Source organism: Mycolicibacterium chubuense (genome assembly GCF_001044255.1).
GTDB classification, from domain to species: Bacteria; Actinomycetota; Actinomycetes; order Mycobacteriales; family Mycobacteriaceae; genus Mycobacterium; species Mycobacterium chubuense.
Window position 1 is genome coordinate 78695 of the sequence record NZ_JYNX01000064.1, and the last position, 13124, is coordinate 91818.

Consider the following 13124-nt stretch of genomic DNA (forward strand, 5'->3'; position numbering starts at 1 on the left):
GTGCGCCTTGTGTTTCAGCCGATGAACCGCAGGTCGGAGATGGTGCCGCTGGCCACCAGCATGACGTAGAAGTCGGTCAGCATGAGCGTGCCCAGCGTGATCCACGCGTAGAGCTTGTGCCGGGTGTTGAGCTTGCTGATCTGCGTCCACATCCAGTAGCGGACCGGGTGCTTGGAGAAGTGCTTGAGCCGTCCGCCGGCGACGTGCCGGCAGGAGTGGCAGCTGATCGTGTAGGTCCACAGCAGGATCACGTTGACGACGAGGATCACGTTGCCCAGCCCGAACCCGAAGCCGGACGGGGAGCGGAAAGCGATGATGGCGTCGTAGGTGTTGATCACCGAGATGAGCGCCGCGATGTAGAAGAAGTACCGGTGGGTGTTCTGCAGGATCAGCGGAAAACGGGTCTCGCCGGTGTATTTCGCGTGCGGCTCGGCCACGGCGCAGGCCGTCGGCGACTGCCACACCGTGCGGTAGTAGGCGCCGCGGTAGTAGTAGCAGGTCAACCGGAACAGCAGCAGGAACGGCAGCGACAGTGCGGCGTAGGGCAGCCACCAGACGTCCGGCAGGATCTGCGGCCAGAAATGACTGGCCTCGGGCACGCACCCCTTGCTGATGCACGGCGAGTAGAACGGCGTCAGATAGTGGTATTCGGCGACGTAGTAGTTGTTCTGCATGAACGCCCGCACCGTGGCGTAGATGATGAACGCGGCGAAACCCAGATCCGTGACGATGGGCGCCTTGAGCCAGTTGTCGGTGCGCAGCGTGCGCTGGGCGATCTGGGCTCGGCCCGGGGAGAAGACGCCTGTCGCCTTGCGGTCGGCGGTGGGTGCGCTCACGTTTCCCTCTCGATGAATGTTTCTTGACGAACTCGACTCGCGCACTCGACTGTCGCACGAGCCCGGTGTGCCCGACCGGGCACTCCCCGGCTCAGTGCGTTCCGCCCAGCCCCTCGTCGTCGACGCCGCGCCAGAAATCGGTGTCGTACTGCGTATCCGGAATCGGGATGCGTTCGCCGACATGGTGATGCCGGGACAGACCGCGCGCGAGTTCCAGTTCCTCGGCGTCGATATCGAGTCGATCGATATCGTTGAGGATGCGTTCGGCATCGTTGACGATGCGACGGGTAGCTGGGCTGTCCCCGTATCGCGACGCCAGTGATGTCACGCAACGCCGAAGGCTTCCGATCAGATCGTGAAGCTCGGCGAGCTCGGTGGTGCTGCTGGACAAGTGACCTCCTTGGGCTGAAGGGTGTCATGGATCACAGTACGCATTTGATGCTAGCCACATCACCCACCTGATGGGTGAGACAGATCACTTTGATGACACGGAGGTAAGAATGACCGACGACGTTCTGAGGGGCCGCGCCGAGACGTTGCTGGCGCTGCACCGGCCCGGGGACCCGGTCATCCTGCCGACGGTGTGGGACGCGTGGTCGGCCCGGCTGGCCGCCGGCGCCGGCTTCGCGGCGCTGACGGTGGGCAGCCATCCGGTGGCGGACTCGGTCGGCAAGCCCGACAACGAGGGCATGACGTTCGACGATCTGGTCACCCGCGTCGCCCAGATCACCGCCGCCACCGATCTGCCGGTGTCGGTCGACATCGAGTCCGGGTACGGCGAAGCGCCGTCGCGGCTCATCGAGGGCCTGCTGTCGGTCGGGGCGGTCGGCCTGAACATCGAGGACACCGTGCACAGCGAGGGCGGCCGGCTGCGGTCGGCCGACGAGCACGCCGATCTCGTGGGCGCGCTGCGGGCGGCGGCCGACGCGGCCGGGGTGCACGTGGTGGTCAACGCGCGCACCGATCTGTTCCTGAGGCAGGACGGCGACGAGTCGGACCGGGTCGACCGGGCGATCGCCCGGCTGACGCGGGCGGCCGACGCAGGCGCCGATGTGCTCTACCCGGTCGGGTTGCACGGCCCGGAGACGTTGCAGCGCTTGACATCCGAGCTGCCGCTGCCGGTCAACGCCATCGCGGCGCCGGACAAGGCCGACCCGGCGTCCTACGGTCCGCTCGGAGTGGCCCGGATCAGCTTCGGACCCTTCTGGCAGGCCGCGCTCGCGGAGCGTTCGAAGGAGATCCTGGCCCGCTGGCGCTGAGTCGTACCGGGGGTCAGTCCGTGTCGACGACGAGGACCTCGGTGTGGGCCCGGCGCTTGACGATCTTGGGCACCGACCCGACGAGCCGGCCCACCACCGACCGCATGCCGACGCTGCCGACCACCAGCAGGTCGGCACCCACCTCGTCGGCCAGGTCGACCAGCGCGTCGGCGGGCACGCCTTTGACGGCACGCTGTTCGACGTTGTGCGCGCCGGCCTTCCTGGCGCGGTCGGCGGCGTCGTTCAGCAGGCCGTACACGGGCGCGTCGCCCTGGATGCGGTACTCGTCGCCGCGCGGCTGATCGGGTTCCGGTGCGCCGCCGTCATGCCGCGCCGGTGTGTACGCCGACGCGATGATCAGGCGGGCGTCGGACTCGGCGGCCAGCGCGGCGGCCTTGTCGACCGCCCGCAGCGAGGTCTCCGAGCCGTCGGTGCCGACGACGATGGTCGAGTACTTCGTCATGGATGCGCCCCTCCCGTGATTCGACTGCGGTGAGTGTACAACTGTTCACTCACGGGGCCCAGGGGCGCCGATCGACATCAGCGGTGCACGTCGGTCACGACGATGTCGATGTCGACACCCTCGACGCCGATCACCTCGTTGATCACGGCGGCAGCCAGCGTGCGCGCCTGTGCCGCGGTCGCGGCGAGATCGGCGCCGTACCGGCCGCTGACCTCGATGCGCACGGCGCGCAGCGTCTGCTCGTCCAGGGCGACCGCGACGTCGACCAGCGTCAGGTCCGGCAGCGAGCGCAGCGCGCGGGCCAGGCCGGCCCGCAACACCAGGTCACTGACCGCGATCCGGCCCGCAGCATCGCCGGGGCGGGGGTCGACCACGTCGAGGGGCCAGCCGCCGCGGGGGGTGGCCCGCACGGCGTCGATCACGCGCGCTTCGATGGCCACCCAGCCGGGTTCGGGCATCGCGCGCAGGTCCCGGGACGCCCGGGCCAGCACGTCGTAGTCGCCTATCGCCATCGTTGCAGCCTCTGCTGAAGTGTCGTTCGGGCGCGGTGATGGTGCCCCCGCGCCCCGTCTGGGCTCAGACTCAGGATCGTCCCGATCTGGGGGAAGGTCAATTCCTCGACCTCCCGCAGCAGCCAGACCGCGCGCTGGCGGGGTGGCAGTTCGGCGAGGGCCTCCTCCAGCGCCCCGAGGAATTCGGTGTTCGAGACGTTGGCGAACGGATCGGCCGAGGCCGACGCGTCCACCGGGTCGAGCAGCCGGTCATCGAGCGGAATCGCCCGCTTGACGCGGTGCGAGTCGACCACCTTGCGGGCGCAGATCGCGAAGAGCCATGTCCGCGGGCTGGATTCGCCCCGGAAACGGTCGATCTGGCGCCATGCCGCGACGAATGTCTCCTGGACGATGTCCTGCACGGCCGCGTCGTCGCGGGTCATCCGGCGCGCATAGCGGTGCAGGGCGGGCCCGTGCCGGCGGATCAGGGTCTCGAACGCCGATCGATCCCCGGCGGCGGCCGCCGCCGCCAGCTCGCGGTCGTCGACCTCGCGATCGACCGTGGGGTCGCCGGCAAGCATCGGCCGATCGGTCCTCTCGAGGCATCCGGAAAACGAAAACGCGTGACGCGGAGAGCCTAGCCACGAGCCGCAGCGATGATGTGGTCGGTGACACATTCGTCAGACATTCGGTTCGACCGTCGTCCACCGACCAACCGGGTGACTCAACGAAAAGGAGCAGACATGAGCACCGATCAGGGCAAGACCACGATCGCCGATGCCGTGGTGTCGAAGATCGCCGGGCTGGCCGCGCGTGAGGTCACCGGCGTGCACGCACTGGGTGGCAGCGCGAGCCGCGCGGTGGGCGCGCTGCGGGAGCGGATCCCGGGCGCCACGGTCAACCACGCCCAGGGCGTGTCGGTCGAGGTCGGAGAGAAGCAGGCCGCCGTCGACATCGACATCGTCGCCGACTACGGCGTGGCCATCGCCGATCTGGCGTCGGGCATCCGGCGTAACGTCATCGCCGCCATCGAGCGGATGACCGGCCTGGAGGTTGTCGAGGTGAACATCGCCGTCCACGACGTCTTCGTCGCCGACGAGGACGACGCCGAACGCGACGACCGTCCGGCGAGGGTCGAATGACCGGGCAGGAACGGGCGGACGCGGTCGCCGAACTGGTGCGGGCGGTCCCGGGTGTGGCCGACCTGCATCCCGGCATGTTCGGTGAGGTCGGCACGTATCTGCCCGGCCGCCGGGTGCCCGGGATCCGGTTCGGAGACGACACCATCGCCATCCACATCACGGTGCTGGAGGGCGCGGCCGTGCGGGAGACCGCCGCCGCCGTCCGGGCCGCGGTGTCCCGGGAGTGGCCGGGGGTGGCGGTCGACGTCACGGTCGAGGACGTGGCCGCGCGCGACTGAGGTCCGCGGCTCACAACGGGTCCGGCTACGCGGTGAGCACACCGTGATGGGCGCTTCACACGGCGCGACACAGTGGCAATATCGGCTTCCTAGCCTGAGCGCCATGCCCACTTCACGCGTGGTGGTCGTCGGCCACGGCATGGTCGCGCACCGCTTCATCGAGGCCTTGCGTTCCCGCGACACCGAGGACCGCTGGCACGTGACGGTGCTGGCCGAGGAGCTCGACGCGGCCTATGACCGGGTCGGTCTGACCGGGTACACCGAGCACTGGGAGCGCGCCCGGCTCGCACTTCCCGGCAATCTGTACCGCGGTGACGACCTCGTCGACGTGCGTCTCGGTCGGCGCGTCACCGCACTCGATTCGGCCGCCACGACGGTGGCCACGGCCGACGGCGCCGAATTCCGGTACGACGCACTGGTGCTGGCCACCGGCTCGTATGCATTCGTGCCGCCGGTTCCCGGTCACGACCTGCCGCAGTGCCACGTGTACCGCACGCTCGACGACCTCGATGCGATCCGCGCCGACGCCGCCCGCGCAGTGACTGCCGCTTCCGGTGACGCCGCCGGTGTCGTCATCGGAGGCGGGCTGCTCGGACTCGAGGCGGCCAACGCACTGCGCAGCTTCGGGCTGACCCCGCACGTGGTGGAGATGGCGCCGCGGCTGATGGCCCAGCAACTCGACGAGGCCGGCGGCGCCCTGCTGGGCCGGATGGTCAGCGCGCTGGGCATCGACGTGCACGTCGGGGTCGGCACCGAGCGCATCGAACCCGCACGGGCGGGGGTGCGGGTCACCCTGAGCGACGGGCAGACGGTGGACGCGGGCGTGGTGGTGTTCGCGGCGGGGGTGCGGCCGCGCGACGAGCTCGCCCGCGCCGCGGGGCTGGCGGTCGCCGAGCGCGGCGGGGTTCTCACCGACGCCTCCTGCGCCACACGGGATCCGCGGATCTACGCGATCGGCGAGGTCGCGGCCATCGATGGCCGCTGCTACGGCCTGGTGGGGCCCGGCTACACCAGCGCCGAGGTGGTCGCCGACAGATTGCTCGGCGGCGCAGCGGAATTCGGCATCGCGGACATGTCGACCAAACTCAAGCTCCTCGGTGTCGACGTCGCGAGTTTCGGCGACGCGATGGGTGCCACCCCGGACTGCCTGGAGGTGGCCGTCAACGATGCGGTCCGGCAGACCTACGCCAAGCTGGTGCTCTCCGACGACGCGTCGACGTTGCTCGGCGGCATCCTGGTCGGCGACGCCTCTGCCTACGGGGTGCTGCGTCCGATGGTCGGTGAGCAGCTGCCCGGTGATCCGCTGGCGTTCCTGACCCCGGCCGGATCAGACGGCAGCGTGGCCGGCGTCGGGGTCGGGGCGCTGCCCGCGAACGCTCAGATCTGTTCGTGCAACAACGTGACCAAGGGCGACGTCACCGATGCCATCGCTGCCGGCTGCTGCGACGTGGCGGGGCTGAAGGCGTGCACCAGGGCCGGCACGTCGTGCGGTTCGTGTGTGCCCCTGCTCAAGCAGCTGCTCGACGCCCAGGGGGTCGAGCAGTCCACGGCGCTGTGCGAACACTTCGGCCAGTCGCGTGCCGAGCTGTTCGAGATCGTCACCGCCACCGAGATCCGCACCTTCTCCGGGCTGATCGAGCGGTTCGGGTCCGGAAAGGGTTGCGACATCTGCAAACCCGTGGTGGCATCGATTCTGGCCTCCACCGGTACGGGGCACATCCTCGACGGAGAACAGGCCTCGCTGCAGGACTCCAACGACCACTTCCTGGCCAACATCCAGCGCAACGGCAGCTATTCGGTGGTGCCGCGGGTGCCGGGCGGGGACATCACGCCCGAGCACCTGATCCTGATCGGCGAGATCGCCCGGGACTTCGGCCTCTACACCAAGATCACCGGCGGTCAGCGCATCGACATGTTCGGCGCCCGGGTCGACCAGCTGCCCGAGATCTGGCGCCGCCTGGTCGACGGGGGTATGGAGTCCGGGCACGCGTACGGCAAGGCGCTGCGCACGGTGAAGAGCTGCGTGGGCAGCGACTGGTGCCGTTACGGCCAACAGGATTCGGTGCAGATGGCGGTGAACCTCGAGTTGCGCTACCGCGGATTGCGGGCCCCGCACAAGATCAAGATGGGAGTGTCCGGGTGCGCGCGGGAGTGCGCGGAGGCACGCAGCAAGGACGTCGGCGTCATCGCCACCGAGAACGGCTGGAACCTCTACGTCGGCGGCAACGGTGGCATGACACCGCGCCACGCCGAGCTGCTGGCCTCCGACCTCGACGACGAGACGCTGGTGCGCTACGTCGACCGGTTCCTGATGTTCTACATCCGGACCGCCGACCGGCTGCAGCGCACCGCGCCGTGGGTCGAGGAGAAGGGTCTCGAGCATGTGCGGGAGGTGGTGTGTGACGACTCGCTCGGCCTGGCAGCCGAATTCGAGGCCGCGGTCGCCCGGCACGTCGAGGGCTATGCGTGCGAGTGGAGGGGTGTGCTGGAGGACCCGGACAAGCTGTCGCGGTTCGTGTCGTTCGTCAACGCCCCCGGCGTCGACGATCCCACCGTGACCTTCACCAGATCTGCGGGACGGCTGGTGCCGACGCCGATCGGCATGCCGAAAGTGGTGCAGCGATGACGGTTCTCGACGATGTCACGGTGTGGACGACGGCGTGCCGCCTGGATGTCCTGCTGCCCAACCGCGGGGTCGGGGTGCTGCTGCCCGACGGCACGCAGGCCGCGCTGTTCCGTCTCGACGACGGCACCTTGCACGCGGTGGGCAACATCGACCCGTTCACCGGGGCTGCGGTGATCTCCCGCGGCATCGTCGGCGACCGTGCCGGCCGGCCGATCGTGCAGTCGCCGTTGAAGAAGCAGGCGTTCGCCCTCGACGACGGTGCCTGCCTCGACGACCCCGGCTACGCGCTGCCGGTCTACGCGACGCGCGTCACCCCCGCCGGCGACGTCGAAGTCGGCTCCTGACCCGCGGAATAGCATTCCTGGTTGCTCTCCGGCCCGTCATCACAGCCGGGAACGCTATTCCGTTGTGACCTAACTAGGGACTTTCGGCCCACGACGGCGGCGTGAGAACTACTTACCGTCGTAGGCATGACGTATGTGATCGGTAGCGCGTGTGTGGACATCGTCGACAAGTCCTGCGTGCAGGAATGCCCCGCTGACTGCATCTACGAGGGCGCCCGGGCGATGTACATCAACCCGAACGAGTGCGTGGACTGCGGCGCCTGCCGCATCGCGTGCCGGGTGGACGCCATCTACTACGAGACCGACCTGCCCGACGAAGAAGCCGCCTCACTCGAGGACAACGCGGCCTTCTTCAGCATGGTCCTGCCCGGCCGCGACGCCCCGCTCGGAGATCCCGGCGGCGCGGCCCGGGTGGGTCGTGTCGGGGCGGACACGCCGCTGGTGGCCGCTCGGCCGCCGTCAACGACCCCGCACCCCTGACGCCGCGGGCTCCGACACCAGAGCCCGCTGAAACCGGCTGACGATCAGCCGGGTGATGCCGGGATGTGTGCCGAGCGGATCGGTCACCAGGTCGGCGCCGCTGTCGCGCAGCCGGTCCTGGAACAGGCCTTCGGAGAGCAGGTACGACGCGACGACCACGCGCCTGCCGCGGCCCCGCAGTGCGGCGACGGCGTCGGCCACCCGGGGCCGCCCGGTCGCGGCGAACGCGAGCTCCACCCGCGAACCGAGCGTCGCCGACAGCCACGCCGCGGTGGTGTGCAGGTCGCGCAGCGCCGCCGGGTCCGACGTCCCCGCGGCCGCGAGGATCACCGAATCATCAGGCCGCCAGCCGCTTTCGACCAACCGGTCGACGAGCACGCGCGCCAGCTGCGGGTCGGGCCCGAGCGCGCGGGTGACGGTGACGTCCTCGTGTCCGCTGTCCCGCACGTGGGCCGGGATGTCGCTGCTGACGTGGTAACCGCGGGCCAGGAACGCCGGCACCAGCACCGCCGGCTCCCCGGTCCGGGCGCCGAGCACCTCGACCGGCGTCGGGCCGACGACGTCGACGAACGCGACGTGCACCGGCCGGCCCAGCGTCGCCGCCACCTGAGACGCGAGGTCGCCGATCAGCGACACCCCCTGCCGCTTGCGGGTGCCGTGGGCCACCAGCACGTGAGTCACGACTCGTAGGCCTCGTCGACGGGTAGCCGGTAGCCGCGTTTGACCACGGTGGCCACCATCTTCTTGTCGCCCAGCGCGGTCCGCAGTCGCAGCACCGCGGTTTCGACCGCATGGGTGTCGGTGCCGCTGCCGGGCAGCGCCCGCAGCAGATCGGCGCGGGACACCACCGCGCCCGGATGCTGCGCCAGCGCCCGGATCGTGGCCATCGCGGCGGGCGACATCGCCTTGACCACGCCGTCGACGAGCACGCAGTTGCCACGGATCTCGAGCAGGTGTCCGGCCACCCGGACCGTGCGCGCCTGCAGCAGCGGCAGTTCGTCAGTGATGTGTCGGGCCAGCGCCCCCAAGCGCATCCGCTCCGGCGCCGACGTCGGCACCCCGAGTCGGACCAGCGGGCGTGCGGTGACGGGTCCGACGCACATCGCGTGTACCCCGCCCCGCAGCGCCGCGAGCACCTCGGCCTCGATGCCCATCTCCTGCGCGCGCATCAGCACGGACGCGACCGCGGGCGCGGAGGTGAAGCTGACCGCGTCGAAGCGCTCCTCGGCGATGCCGGCGACCAGCGCGTCGAAGTCGCCGTTGCGGGGCGCCGGATGCCAGCGGTACACCCGGATCGGCACCACATCGGCTCCGGCGGAATGCAATTCGTCCAGGAACTCGGGGAACGGGTCCCAGTCGGCGGTGGCGCCGTGCAGCTGAACCGCGATCCGGGTGCCGGCGATGCCGCCCTCGACGAGGTAGTGCAGCACCTCGCGGGAGGACTCGGACTCCGGCGACCACTCCTCGGGCAGGCCGGCCGCGCGCAGCGCGCCGGTGGCCTTCGGACCGCGGGACACGATGCGGGCCTTGGCCAGTGCTCCGGTGAGTTCGGTGGCCAGGCCCCAGCCGTCGGCTGCGGCGACCCAGCCGCGCAAACCGATGCCGGTGGTGGCGATGACGATGTCGGGCGGTTCGTCGATCAGCGACTGCGTGCGCTGGCGCAGTTCGTCGTCGTCGGGCAGGGGCACCATCTCGATGGCGGCCGCACTGGTGACGGTCGCGCCGCGACGGACGAGCAGCGCGGCGAGTTCGTCGGCGCGCCGCGCTGAGGTCACCGCGACCCGGAATCCGGTGAGCGGCGACCAGTCCGGCTCACTCATGCCCACTGTCTATTCAGGCCGTGTTTCGTGCCGGTTACCCGGTCGTTGCCGGGTGGTGTCACGGCCGGACAGGGCGTGAATTTCCGCTCACCGCCGGCACCCGCCGCCTGTGAGGCCTCACCACACGTCGCCGTCACGCCAGTCGCAGGCGAGGCCCGCCGCCGGGTCGAGGGTGGCCGAGACCGGCAGCACGAACACCGCGCCGTCGTCGTCGGGGGTGCGGACGAGTCCGCTGGGCGCGAGCACCGACGTCGGTCCCTGCCACGGCACCCAGCCGCGGCTGGTGTACAGCGGCCGGCCCAGATCGCTGGTCCCGAGCGCGCCGACGACGTAGCCGCCGCGGATCACCTGCTCGACGGCGTCCATCAGTGCGTGCGCCAGCCCTTGCCCGCGGTGGTCTTCGCGGACCGCGACCGCCTCGACATAGCCGCACCGCAGCGCGGTGTCCCGGTGGAGCAGTCGGCGCTGGACGACGGCCGCGTGGCCGATCATCGCCCCGCGCTGACAGATCACGGCGTGCATGCCGCCGAGCGCATGCTCCCAATCGGCGTCGGAGAACTCGCCGCCGAAGGCCTCGATCACCATCCGGCGGGCGTCCTCGCGGCTCTCGTCGTCGAGGTCCGAGGTGTGAACGAGGCGTGCGCGCACACCTCCAGTGTCTACCAGGCCGAGCCGTTCCCCGGCGGGCTGAACGGCGCCCGGGGCCGCGACCAGTGCAGCCGCACGGTCTGGCCGGGGCGCGCCTGGGCCATCGCATCGATGTCCTCGTCGACCACGACGCCGATCACGGGGTAGCCGCCGGTGACGGGATGGTCGGGGCCGAGGATCACCGGAAAACCGTTGGGCGGCACCTGGATCGCACCCCGGGTGGCGCCCTCGCTGGGCAGCTGCCGGTCGGGCCAGCGATACTCCAGGGGCATCCCCACCAGTCGCATCCCGACCCGGTCGCTGCGGTTGGTGACCTGCCAGTTCGTCCGCACCAACACATCGGGGTCGACGAACCAGTCGTCGCGCGGCCCTGGGACCACCCGCAGTTCGAGCGCCTCGTCGCCGAGGGCGGCCACGGGCGCCTGGTCGAGTTCGGGGAACTCGTCGGTGTGCTCGCCGACGCGCAGTACATCCCCCGAGCGCAGCGGCAGCGGCCCGAGCGACGACATCACGTCGTAGCTGCGCGAGCCGAGCACCGGTGAGACGTCGAACCCGCCGCGCACCGCCAGGTAGGAGCGCAGCCCGGACCGGGCCGGCCCCAGCGAGATCACCTCGCCGGCGCGGACGTGGTGAATGCTGTTGGTGCCGAACGGAACTCCACTGACCGCGGGATCGGTGTCGGCGCCGGTGACGGCGATCGCGACGTCTCCGCCGCGCACCCGGGCGGCGAACCCGCCGAGCGTCACCTCCACGGTGGCCCGGTCGCCGGGGTTGGCGACGAGCCGGTTGGCCAGCGCGTGCGAACGCCGGTCGGCTGCCCCCGACCGCGTCACGCCGAGATGGGACAGGCCGGGCCGGCCGAGGTCCTCGACCAGCGCCAGCGGTCCGGGCTGCAGGATCTCCAGCGTCACCCCGCTCATGACTGCACCGCCCGGAACTGCACCCACAGGCCGGGAGTCAGGAGCGCGGGATTCTCGCGCTCGACGTCCCACAGCACCGCGTCGGTGCGTCCGATCAATTGCCACCCGCCGGGCGATTCCCGCGGATAGACGCCGCTGAACGCTCCCGCGAGCCCGACGGATCCGACGGGCACCTTGGTGCGCGGCTCCGCGCGTCTGGGCACGGCGAGCCGCTCGTCGCCGCCCACCAGGTAGGCGAATCCCGGGGCGAACCCGCTGAATCCGACACGCCACGGCCGTGCGGTGTGCGCGGCGATGACGTCGTCGACGCTCAGCCCGGTCAGCTGCGCCACGTCGTCGAGATCCGCTCCGTCGTAGACGACGTCGAGGGTCACGTCGGCGTCCCCGTCGGGCGGTGCGGCGGACTCGGCGATCGCCTCCGCACTCGGCTGCACCCGACCCAGCCGCTGGCGCGTCGGGGCCTGGTAGTCGACGCCGGCCAACTTGACCAGCACGGTCTGGGCGGCGGGCACCAGATCCACCACGCCGGGCAGCTCGGCCGCCCGCAGCGCATCGGTCCACGCCAACACTTCGGCAGTACTGCCGAATTCAAGGAGGAGCGCCCGATCGCCGTAGTCGTGGATCGTGCGTGCGCCCCCGGTTCGCATTGCTTGCATCGCATCCGCAGTCACGCTCATGTGCCAACGCTACCGTCGAGTAGCTTTTCCGTCCGCTGCTCGCCGCAAGCTCTGTGAACCTTGCCAGAGCTGCCTTATGAAGGGCTCAGAGGAGCGGCCTGTCGCGGCGGTCGGAGGGGGCCGGCGGGGTTGAATGCACGGATGGGTGGGGGGCAGGCGCGCGCCGGTGCGCTGATGGCGGTGACCGCGATGATGTCGGTCCAGCTGGGCATGGCGGTGGCGGTCAACCTCATCGAGGACATCGGTTCCGACGGCACCGCGTGGCTGCGGCTGGCGTGGGCCGGCTTGCTGCTGCTGGTGGTCGTGCGTCCCCGTCCGTCGGCGTTCACCCGCAAGACGTTCGGCATGTGCGTCCTGCTCGGCATCGTCAGCGCCGCGGTGTCGCTGTTCTTCATGGCCTCGCTGGACCGGCTGCCGCTGGGCACCGCCACCGCGCTGGAGTTCCTCGGCCCGCTGACGGTCGCCGCGGCGCACGGTACTGGCCGCGCGCGCCTGGTGTGGCCGGGCCTGGCGGCGATCGGGGTGGTGTTGCTGAGTCAGCCGTTCAGCGGCGGCGTCGACCTCAAGGGTGTGGTGTTGGCGCTCGCCGCCGGTGCGGCGTGGGCGGTGTACATCCTGCTGACCCAGAACGTCGGCGACCGGGTGGCCGGGGTGACCGGATTGGCGGTGTCGATGCCCGTCGCCGGTCTGGTGGCGACGTTCACCGTCAGTCCGGCGGTGTTCGAGCGGATGACGCTGCACATCCTTCTCGTCGGCCTCGGTATGGCGATCCTGCTTCCGGTCGTGCCGTTCGTGCTCGAACTGCTGGCGCTGCGCCGGCTGACCACGGCCGCGTTCGGCACGCTGATGTGCCTCGAGCCGGCGCTGGCCTTCGTCGTCGGGTTCACACTCCTGCACCAGAGCCTGGGCGTCTCGGCGATCATCGGGATCTTCGTCGTCGTGATCGCCGGCGTCGGGGCCGCCCGCAGCGGGGGCCGGCAGGCCGACATGCACATCGAGGTGGGTTAACTGTGATGTCCAGGGAGGTTGGTCAGTCGGGTGACCGGTGGCTGTCCTCCGATGGCGGAGTGGGCTCGGTGGTGATTGTAGAAGTGCAGCCAACCCGGTATGGCGGTGTTGCGTTCTTCGGTCGATTGGTAG

General features: G+C 70.4%; 17 protein-coding genes and 1 pseudogene. 7 read left to right on the top strand and 11 right to left on the bottom strand.

Features of this window, described 5'->3' with window-relative positions:
* Positions 1-14: 14 nt before the first annotated feature.
* Together MCHUDSM44219_RS24340 and MCHUDSM44219_RS24345 are read right to left on the bottom strand one after the other, a co-directional pair.
* The gene (locus MCHUDSM44219_RS24340; protein WP_048420842.1) at positions 15-836 is read right to left on the bottom strand and encodes a succinate dehydrogenase subunit SdhC; all 822 of its coding nucleotides are present in this window, start codon (positions 834-836) and stop codon (positions 15-17) included.
* A gap of 91 nt (positions 837-927) precedes the next feature.
* Positions 928-1227 (bottom strand): Rv0250c family protein, encoded by a 300-nt coding sequence (locus MCHUDSM44219_RS24345; protein ID WP_043404111.1) that lies wholly within the window; start codon positions 1225-1227, stop codon positions 928-930.
* Between the two features lie 109 nt (positions 1228-1336).
* Between MCHUDSM44219_RS24345 and MCHUDSM44219_RS24350 the strand changes: the two genes are divergently transcribed.
* Positions 1337-2095, top strand: a complete 759-nt coding sequence (locus MCHUDSM44219_RS24350) for an isocitrate lyase/PEP mutase family protein (RefSeq protein WP_048420843.1) — start codon at positions 1337-1339, stop codon at positions 2093-2095.
* Between the two features lie 13 nt (positions 2096-2108).
* Here MCHUDSM44219_RS24350 and MCHUDSM44219_RS24355 read toward each other — a convergent pair whose 3' ends face one another.
* The 3 genes from MCHUDSM44219_RS24355 to MCHUDSM44219_RS24365 form a co-directional block, all read right to left on the bottom strand.
* Positions 2109-2558, bottom strand: a complete 450-nt coding sequence (locus MCHUDSM44219_RS24355) for a universal stress protein (protein ID WP_048420844.1) — start codon at positions 2556-2558, stop codon at positions 2109-2111.
* Between the two features lie 77 nt (positions 2559-2635).
* Entirely contained in the window at positions 2636-3070 is a 435-nt protein-coding gene (locus MCHUDSM44219_RS24360) for a hypothetical protein (protein ID WP_048420845.1), read from the bottom strand.
* Positions 3061-3630, bottom strand: a complete 570-nt coding sequence (locus MCHUDSM44219_RS24365; protein ID WP_048420846.1) for an RNA polymerase sigma factor — start codon at positions 3628-3630, stop codon at positions 3061-3063. The genes MCHUDSM44219_RS24360 and MCHUDSM44219_RS24365 overlap by 10 nt, the downstream gene beginning before the upstream one ends.
* A gap of 162 nt (positions 3631-3792) precedes the next feature.
* Between MCHUDSM44219_RS24365 and MCHUDSM44219_RS24370 the strand changes: the two genes are divergently transcribed.
* The 5 genes from MCHUDSM44219_RS24370 (at position 3793) to fdxA (ending at position 7919) form a co-directional block, all read left to right on the top strand.
* Positions 3793-4191: an Asp23/Gls24 family envelope stress response protein gene (locus MCHUDSM44219_RS24370; RefSeq protein WP_053081368.1), complete on the top strand. Its 399-nt coding sequence runs from the start codon at positions 3793-3795 to the stop codon at positions 4189-4191.
* Entirely contained in the window at positions 4188-4469 is a 282-nt protein-coding gene (locus tag MCHUDSM44219_RS24375; protein ID WP_048420847.1) for a hypothetical protein, read from the top strand. The genes MCHUDSM44219_RS24370 and MCHUDSM44219_RS24375 overlap by 4 nt, the downstream gene beginning before the upstream one ends.
* Before the next feature lie 103 nt (positions 4470-4572).
* Positions 4573-7095 carry a nitrite reductase large subunit NirB gene (nirB, locus tag MCHUDSM44219_RS24380; protein ID WP_048420848.1) on the top strand — a complete coding sequence of 841 codons (2523 nt, stop codon included), beginning with the start codon at positions 4573-4575 and terminating at the stop codon, positions 7093-7095.
* Entirely contained in the window at positions 7092-7439 is a 348-nt protein-coding gene (gene nirD / locus MCHUDSM44219_RS24385) for a nitrite reductase small subunit NirD (protein ID WP_048420849.1), read from the top strand. Before nirB ends, nirD begins: the two co-directional genes overlap by 4 nt.
* Before the next feature lie 126 nt (positions 7440-7565).
* On the top strand, positions 7566-7919 hold the full coding sequence (gene fdxA, locus MCHUDSM44219_RS24390) for a ferredoxin (protein ID WP_048420850.1): 354 nt from the start codon (positions 7566-7568) through the stop codon (positions 7917-7919).
* Here the strand turns inward: fdxA and MCHUDSM44219_RS24395 are convergent.
* The 5 genes from MCHUDSM44219_RS24395 to MCHUDSM44219_RS24415 form a co-directional block, all read right to left on the bottom strand.
* Entirely contained in the window at positions 7899-8600 is a 702-nt protein-coding gene (locus MCHUDSM44219_RS24395; RefSeq protein WP_048420851.1) for a sirohydrochlorin chelatase, read from the bottom strand. The genes fdxA and MCHUDSM44219_RS24395 overlap by 21 nt on opposite strands.
* Positions 8597-9739 (bottom strand): uroporphyrinogen-III synthase, encoded by a 1143-nt coding sequence (locus MCHUDSM44219_RS24400; protein WP_048420865.1) that lies wholly within the window; start codon positions 9737-9739, stop codon positions 8597-8599. Before MCHUDSM44219_RS24400 ends, MCHUDSM44219_RS24395 begins: the two co-directional genes overlap by 4 nt.
* Before the next feature lie 117 nt (positions 9740-9856).
* Positions 9857-10405: a GNAT family N-acetyltransferase gene (locus MCHUDSM44219_RS24405; RefSeq protein WP_237157313.1), complete on the bottom strand. Its 549-nt coding sequence runs from the start codon at positions 10403-10405 to the stop codon at positions 9857-9859.
* Positions 10399-11307 (bottom strand): 5-oxoprolinase/urea amidolyase family protein, encoded by a 909-nt coding sequence (locus MCHUDSM44219_RS24410; protein ID WP_048420853.1) that lies wholly within the window; start codon positions 11305-11307, stop codon positions 10399-10401. The genes MCHUDSM44219_RS24405 and MCHUDSM44219_RS24410 overlap by 7 nt, the downstream gene beginning before the upstream one ends.
* Complete coding sequence (locus tag MCHUDSM44219_RS24415) at positions 11304-11984, bottom strand: 5-oxoprolinase subunit B family protein (RefSeq protein WP_048420854.1); 681 nt, start codon at positions 11982-11984, stop codon at positions 11304-11306. The genes MCHUDSM44219_RS24410 and MCHUDSM44219_RS24415 overlap by 4 nt, the downstream gene beginning before the upstream one ends.
* Before the next feature lie 141 nt (positions 11985-12125).
* Between MCHUDSM44219_RS24415 and MCHUDSM44219_RS24420 the strand changes: the two genes are divergently transcribed.
* The gene (locus MCHUDSM44219_RS24420; RefSeq protein WP_048420855.1) at positions 12126-12992 is read left to right on the top strand and encodes an EamA family transporter; all 867 of its coding nucleotides are present in this window, start codon (positions 12126-12128) and stop codon (positions 12990-12992) included.
* Here MCHUDSM44219_RS24420 and MCHUDSM44219_RS29620 read toward each other — a convergent pair.
* A pseudogene (locus tag MCHUDSM44219_RS29620) lies at positions 12989-13124 on the bottom strand (integrase core domain-containing protein); the annotation flags it as partial. The gene MCHUDSM44219_RS24420 and the pseudogene MCHUDSM44219_RS29620 sit on opposite strands and share 4 nt — an antisense overlap.